The organism is Allokutzneria sp. NRRL B-24872, assembly GCF_002155965.1.
GTDB lineage: Bacteria > Actinomycetota > Actinomycetes > Mycobacteriales > Pseudonocardiaceae > Allokutzneria.
The window spans coordinates 78,651-85,025 of sequence record NZ_MUMH01000137.1 but is presented as its reverse complement, the minus strand read 5'-3'; the positions used below and the strand labels follow the sequence as shown (position 1 = coordinate 85,025).

Below are 6,375 nucleotides of genomic sequence, written 5' to 3'. Positions count from 1 at the left end.
GTACATGAGAGGCCCTCGGTTTCCACCCGCGCCAATCAACAGGGCCATACCGGCCGTACCGGCGAGCATGGGCAGGATCATCATGGCGCGACCCCAGCCCTTGCCGCCGGGGGGCGGATTCTCCGGTGGTGGCTCGAGAACCACCTCACCCGAGGGGAGCTCGGGCGCCGCTCGGCGCTCCGGCCTCCTGACGATGATCGTTGCCAAAACCTGAACCTTCTCCCGAAAATCCTGGTGCTGAAACGGCCGCGGTATTGATGGGGCAAACTACCCCGGTGATTGTCTGTGCTGCCCGCCCCCGCGAATCACGGTCTCATTGTGCCCGGTATGCCCGATCCATTTGTGGGAGGTGCGCATGACGATGCCCGTACGGGGCGCCACCTTGGCCAAGGTGACGGTCGTGACCCCCAAGCGCACGATCGACGTCGCCCTTCCCGAGGACGTCACCGTCGCCGAGCTGCTGCCCTACCTGCTGCGCCACGCGGGCGAGGACGCCGCCGACGAGGGTGAGCGCCACGGCGGCTGGGTCCTGCGGAGACCGACCGGGGACGCCCTGGACAGCCAGCGCGCGCTGGGCGCCCAGGAGGTGCGCGACGGCGAGATCCTGCACCTGGGCCCAGGCCAGGCGGAGTGGCCGGAGATCTCCTACGACGACCTGGTCGAGGCGATCGCCAGCGGCTCCCGCCGCTTCGGCCGCAGCTGGGGCAACACCGCGACCCGCCGCTGCGGGCTCGCGCTGGCCACGGCGATCCTGCTCGCCGGCTCGCTGGGCGGTCTGCTGTTCCAGCCACCGTGGTTGGTCCCGGGCATCATCATGCTTTCGGGTGGTGCCGTGCTGATGGCGATCGGCGTGACCATCGCCCGCGCCGTGCCCGACGCCTGGGCCGGGGTGGTCTTCGCGGGCGGTTCGCTGCCCTACGCCGTCGTCGGTGGCTACCAGCTCACCGCGGCGAACCACATGCCGCTGCTCGGCTTCGGCTCGACCCAGCTGCTGCTGGCCGCGATCGCGCTGCTGGTCTTCGGCGTGGTCGGCTACGTCTCCATCGCCGTGGCGGGGCGGGTGTTCGTCGCGGCCATCCTCACCGGGGTGCTCGGCGCGCTCGGTGCGCTGCTGGCGGGCTCGATGACCGCGGGCGGCGCGGCGTCGGTGGTGCTCGCGGTGGGCATCGGCCTGCTCCCGGGCTACCCGATGCTGGCGATGCGCATCGGCAGGCTGCCGCTGCCGGAGCTGCCGCAGCGCGCCGCCGACCTGGTCAAGGAGGACAGGCAGCCGCCGTCCCCGGTCGTGGTGGCCGCGGTCGGCCGCACCGACGAGGCGCTCTCCGGCCTGCTGCTCGGCGTCTCCGTGTGCAGCGTCGTGGCCTCGATGTACCTGATCTCCGAGGGCGGGGCCTCCCGCATCACCATGGCGGTCCTGGTCGCGCTCGCGCTGGTGCTGCGCGCCCGGTTGTTCCCCATCCCCCGCCAGCGGCTGCCGCTGCTGCTCTCCGGGGTGCTGGTGACGCTGATGCTGACGGGCGGCTGGGTGTCGGTCGTGGACACCACGCTGGCCCGCTCGCTGCTGCTGCTCGGCGTGGTGGTGCTCGCCGGGTTGGTGGCGCTCTCCGCGCTGACCTACAGCAAGAAGGCACCGTCCCCGTGGCTCGGCCGCTTCGCCGACATCCTGGACGTGGTCGCGCTGATCGCGCTGATCCCCTACGCCGGCTACATCACCGGCTTCTTCTTCTACGTGCAAGGACTGATGGCCTCGGTCGGCTGAGGCCGCGACCGATGCCCCCACCCAGCGAAGGACGAGCGTGGCTACCCGACGCGACCAGCTCCAGGCGTACCAGTTCATGATGCAGCGGGTGATCTCCGCGGTGATGCTGCGCGAGACCGACCCCGAGCAGACCCCGTTGCGCCGCGGCGTGGGCGCGGTGTTCGCGGGCGTGATGATCGCGGTGCTGGTCGCGGCCGGGTACGGCATCTACGGCATCTTCACCGGGATCGGCGGCACCTCGTGGAAGCAGCCGGGCGCGGTGATCATCGAACGGGAGACCGGCGCGACCTTCGTCTACCTGCCCGGTGTCGGCGCGGACGCGCAGGCGAGCCTGCAACCCACGCTGAACTACACCTCCGCGCGGCTGCTCAGCGCGGGCGGAACCACCACGTCGGGCCCGTACCGGGTGTCCGCCGCCGACCTGGCGGGCATCGCGCGCAGCGGTGCCACGGTAGGCATCCCCGGGGCTCCGATGTCACTGCCCGACGCCAAGCAGGCCCTGACCGAACCGTGGACCACCTGCTCGGTGCTCGGCGACAACGGCACCGGCGGACTGACGCCGACCACCACGCTGATGGTCGGGGCGGGAGTGCCCGGCAGCACCCCGCTCGGCGAGCGTGGCCTGCTGGTGCGCGACGAGTCCGACCGCAGCGTGCACCTGGTCTGGCACAACCACCGGTACCGGGTCACCGGCAACTCCCCCGATCCGCTGCTGCGTTCGGTCTTCGGCGCCCAGACGATGATCGAGCCCGTCGGCTCCGCCTGGCTCAACGGGCTGCCAGCTGGCCAGGACATCGGGCAGATCCAGATCGACAACCAGGGTCAGAGCTCCACCGTGCTCACCGGCCGCAAGATCGGTGACATCGTCTTCCACCAGGTCGGCAACGGCGTGCAGAACTACCTGGTGCGCTCCGAAGGCCTCGCGCCGATCAACGACTTCCAGGTGCGCATCCTGCGCGGGCAGTACTCGGTGCAGCCGGTGGAGGTCTCCGCCGCCGCCGCGACCGCGGCCCCGAGCAGCAAGGCGATGGACCCGCCCCCCGGAACCGCGGCCCTTCCCGCGCAGCCCCCGGCGCTGGCGGTGGTCGGCGACGGCGGCAAGGCGCCGGTGTGCTCGCGCGCGGTCGACGCCAGGACCGCTCCGGAGGTCTCCCTCGGTGGCAGGGCGGACGCGCTGGCCAACGGCCTGGCGACGCGGGCGCAGACGCAGGGCGGAACGAAGCTGGCCGACCGCGTGCTGCTCCCGCCGGGCGGAGTGGTGATCGTGCGGGCGACGGCGTCGGACCGGGCGGACGGCGGGGCGCTCAACATCGTCACCGACCTGGGCATCCGCTATCCGGTGCCCAGCGCCGAGGTGCTGGGCAAGCTCGGCTACTCACCCGCGTCCGCGGTGTCGATGCCCGCCTCGCTCGTGCAGCGCATCCCGGTGGGTCCGACCCTGGACCCGAGCCTGGCTGGATCGGTTCACAGCGCGGGCTGAACGGACGCTAAACCTGAATAACTTTTCCATCGAAACTGAAGAGTCGAGGCTTCAACCTGCGGTTAAGCTTGTTCTAGGGTCCGATGGAACCGCGTGCCGCTACGGTGCGTCGGAAATGTGAACGACTCGCTGATTCCAAGATCGAAGGTGACCAGCCCGTGTCGGAAGCCAAGCTCACAGAAGACATGATGATCAAGCTCGAGAAGGCCATCGAGCAGACCGGTAACGACTCGCTTGAGATCATGAACAAGATCCGGCAGGACTACATGAGCAACGTCGGTGGCTCGTGGACCGGTCCGGCGGCCAACGCGGCGCTGACGAAGCAGGAAGACTTCAGCGACGAGTGGAAGCGGATCCAGGAGATCCTGACCAAGCTGCTCAACGGTGTCACCCAGACCAAGAACCGGGTGCTGGACTTCTCCGACGAGCAGAAGCGCAACTTCGAGGCGCTGAACCTGGGCGATGACGGCAAGCTCTTCAACAGCCGTATGGGCTGACCTCTGCCCCAGGACGCTCGACAGCCACTCAACCAGCGAAGACAAGACTCGAAGGTGGAAGACCCATGAGCATGCCCATCGGTTACAGGTTCGGTGAAGTCGAGACGCTCGGCGCCAACACCCGGACCCACGCGCAGGCGCTGAAGGAGGCGTTCGCCGCCCTGATGCGCGAGGCCCAGTCCATCTGCGGTGACGCCTGGAAGGGTGCCGCGATGGGGGCGTTCGAGCAGGCCCAGATCGAGTGGAACCAGATGGCCGACGGCATGGGCAGCGCCCAGGAGAACTTCGGCCAGAAGACCACCCTGGGTTCGCAGGACATGCAGGCCCTCGACCAGTCGCTGACCGGCCTCTTCTAAGACGAGCGTCCGGTCCCACCCCGCGCGGGTGGCTCTCCTTTACCCACCCTGGCCCCGCCGCCATCCGGACCCCGAGGGACGAGCACCGTGCGGACGACCCCGTCAGTTGTTCCCAGCGCGCCCGCCGAAGAGTTCGGCGGGCGGCTGGGGCAGCTCGTCCTCGGGGTGCTCGACGGGCTCGGGCGCCAGTCCGCTGCGCCAGCCGCGGCGGCGGCCCTTCGGCCAGAAGATCGCCAGCGCGATCACCAGCCCGGCCACCCCGACCCCGATGCCCGCAGCGCCGAAACCCCACGCCCTCGCGTGGTCCTCGGCGGCCATGCGCGCCTTCTCCGCCGCGGAGGGCTCCTCCTGCCGCAGCGGCGGCAGCACCGCCGGAGCCCCCTTGGCCATCTGATCGATCACCGCCTGGTACGGGTTGACGATTCCGTCCCCGTAGACGCGCAGGTCCGGCCCCACGTTGGCCGGGGTGGTCGTGGCCCGCAACCGCTTCACGACCTCAGCGTTGGACAGGTTCGGCCAGTACGAGCGCACCAGCGCCGCGGCCGCCGCGACGTAGCCGGTGGCGAAGGAACTCCCACCGCCGGTGGCCAGCCCGCCACCAACGGCGGTCGTCAGCACGTTCAGCCCCGGCGCGACGATGTCGATCCTGCTGGCAGCGGTCGCGAGCTGGCCGCTCTCGTCGACCGCGCCGACCGCGAGCACGCCCTCCTGGGACGCCGGGTAGGTCGGCTTGCCCGCGTACGGGCTGTCGTTGCCAGCGGGCTCCCCCGTCGCCGCGACCACGACCGCGCCCTTCGCGAGGGCGTTCTGCACCGCCTGCCGCAACTGGGCGCTGTCCTCACGGGCGACCTCGGCCACCGCGATCACCGACGCACCCTTGCTGACCGCCCAGTCGACGGCATCGGCGAGCAGGCCGGGCTCGACGGCTTTCGGCGGGCCGCCCGAGGTGTAGCTGTCCCCGACGACCTTGGCCGAGAGCAGCACGGCGTCCGGCGCGACGCCGTGGAAGCCGACGCCCTGGGAGCTGTCGGCGGCGATGATGCCCGCGACCCCGGTGCCCGTGCCCATGCAGTCCGGCTTGCCGCTGGCGTTGCGGCCGTCGGTACGGGCGAGCGTGGTCGAGTCGGCGACCTTGCCGGAGAGCAGTGGGTTGTCCCCCGTGCCGGTGCTGATCACCGCGACCTTCTGCCCGGCGCCGGTGGTCATCGGCCAGGCGCGTTCCGGCGCGAGCTGGCGCTGCGGCCACGGAACGGAGCGGATGTCGGAGCCACCGACGACGCACTGCTGTTGCGCGGTCACGGTGACGGGGGCGACGAGCAGGCCTGCGGAGAGCGCGACCGCGAGAACAAGACCACGGCCGATGCGCTTGGCGTTCACGGCCGCGATAATAGGATAATGGCTGGAGGGCGCCAAGCGGGCGACCCGCGAACACGGCGCGCGGCAAGGGGAGGGCAGCATGGATTACTCGATGCCGGGTGACAACTTCTTCGAGAGCATGCTGGAGCAGTTGCAAAAGACGACCGCCGCCATTCCGCAGACGCAGCAGCGGATGATGGACATCCACGGCACCGCCTGGTCCGACGACCGGATGGTGAAAGTCGTTGTCGGACCGCGTGGCCAGGTGGTCGATCTGGAAATCGATCCGAGGGTTTTTCGCAAACCGGACGCGGCGGAACTGAGAAGCAAGATTTTGAATGCGTGCAACGCGGCGGTCCGGGACGTGAGCGAGCAGTCGCAAGATATTATGAACGAGCATTTCCCCCCGGAGATGCGTGAGCTGCGGAATCTCGCCGGCGGCGGCACCTTCGACGAGGAGGACCCGCTGGCGGGCATGTTCCGCAGCGACGCCGACGTCTATGCCGAGCGGAAGGAGAAGAAGAAATGAGTGGAAACCTTCGCGTCTTCCTTGAGCAGCTGGAGTCCCTTGGCAACCGCATCTCAGAGGCGGGGAAGGAGTTCGGCACGGCCTCCACCGAGAACGCCAAGAGCGGCCACGAGACTGAGAGCAAGGGCCGCACGTTCGGTGACGACAAAATCGGCGCGGCCATGAAGAAGCAGTACGATCCCAACACCGCCAGCACGCTGGGCGCGGCTGGGCAGGACACCGGCGCGAAGATCGCCGACCTCGGGGCGTACATGGTTCAAACCGCGGCCGAGCTGCGCGTCGGGGAGAACGCCAACGAGACGCAGCACCGCTCGACGGAGACCAAGTAACACGCCTTCGGGCACATCACAATAGTTGATCGGCACGGAGACGTGTCCTTTTTGTCATTTTTCACTTTG

At 69.4% G+C, this 6,375-nt stretch carries 8 protein-coding genes; 6 read left to right on the top strand and 2 right to left on the bottom strand.

Features of this window, described 5'->3' with window-relative positions:
* Positions 1 to 207: hypothetical protein (locus CCN37_RS41130; RefSeq protein ID WP_143261879.1), on the bottom strand; the 207-nt coding region annotated here is incomplete at its 3' end.
* A gap of 148 nt (positions 208 to 355) precedes the next feature.
* Here CCN37_RS41130 and eccD point away from each other — a divergent pair.
* The 4 genes from eccD (at position 356) to CCN37_RS30725 (ending at position 4,092) form a co-directional block, all read left to right on the top strand.
* Entirely contained in the window at positions 356 to 1,759 is a 1,404-nt protein-coding gene (gene eccD / locus CCN37_RS30740; protein ID WP_086827570.1) for a type VII secretion integral membrane protein EccD, read from the top strand.
* Between the two features lie 37 nt (positions 1,760 to 1,796).
* Positions 1,797 to 3,239 (top strand): type VII secretion protein EccB, encoded by a 1,443-nt coding sequence (gene eccB, locus CCN37_RS30735; RefSeq protein WP_086827567.1) that lies wholly within the window; start codon positions 1,797 to 1,799, stop codon positions 3,237 to 3,239.
* A 158-nt stretch (positions 3,240 to 3,397) separates the two neighbouring features.
* Positions 3,398 to 3,736 carry a hypothetical protein gene (locus tag CCN37_RS30730; protein WP_086827564.1) on the top strand — a complete coding sequence of 113 codons (339 nt, stop codon included), beginning with the start codon at positions 3,398 to 3,400 and terminating at the stop codon, positions 3,734 to 3,736.
* Positions 3,737 to 3,801: 65 nt separating this feature from the next.
* Positions 3,802 to 4,092 carry a WXG100 family type VII secretion target gene (locus CCN37_RS30725; protein WP_030430346.1) on the top strand — a complete coding sequence of 97 codons (291 nt, stop codon included), beginning with the start codon at positions 3,802 to 3,804 and terminating at the stop codon, positions 4,090 to 4,092.
* A 102-nt stretch (positions 4,093 to 4,194) separates the two neighbouring features.
* Here CCN37_RS30725 and CCN37_RS30720 read toward each other — a convergent pair whose 3' ends face one another.
* Positions 4,195 to 5,469 carry a S8 family serine peptidase gene (locus CCN37_RS30720; protein WP_246843404.1) on the bottom strand — a complete coding sequence of 425 codons (1,275 nt, stop codon included), beginning with the start codon at positions 5,467 to 5,469 and terminating at the stop codon, positions 4,195 to 4,197.
* A gap of 79 nt (positions 5,470 to 5,548) precedes the next feature.
* Here CCN37_RS30720 and CCN37_RS30715 point away from each other — a divergent pair, with 79 nt between their 5' ends.
* Complete coding sequence (locus tag CCN37_RS30715; protein ID WP_086827560.1) at positions 5,549 to 5,977, top strand: YbaB/EbfC family nucleoid-associated protein; 429 nt, start codon at positions 5,549 to 5,551, stop codon at positions 5,975 to 5,977.
* Complete coding sequence (locus CCN37_RS30710; RefSeq protein WP_086827558.1) at positions 5,974 to 6,306, top strand: hypothetical protein; 333 nt, start codon at positions 5,974 to 5,976, stop codon at positions 6,304 to 6,306. Before CCN37_RS30715 ends, CCN37_RS30710 begins: the two co-directional genes overlap by 4 nt.
* The last annotated feature ends 69 nt before the right edge of the window (positions 6,307 to 6,375 follow it).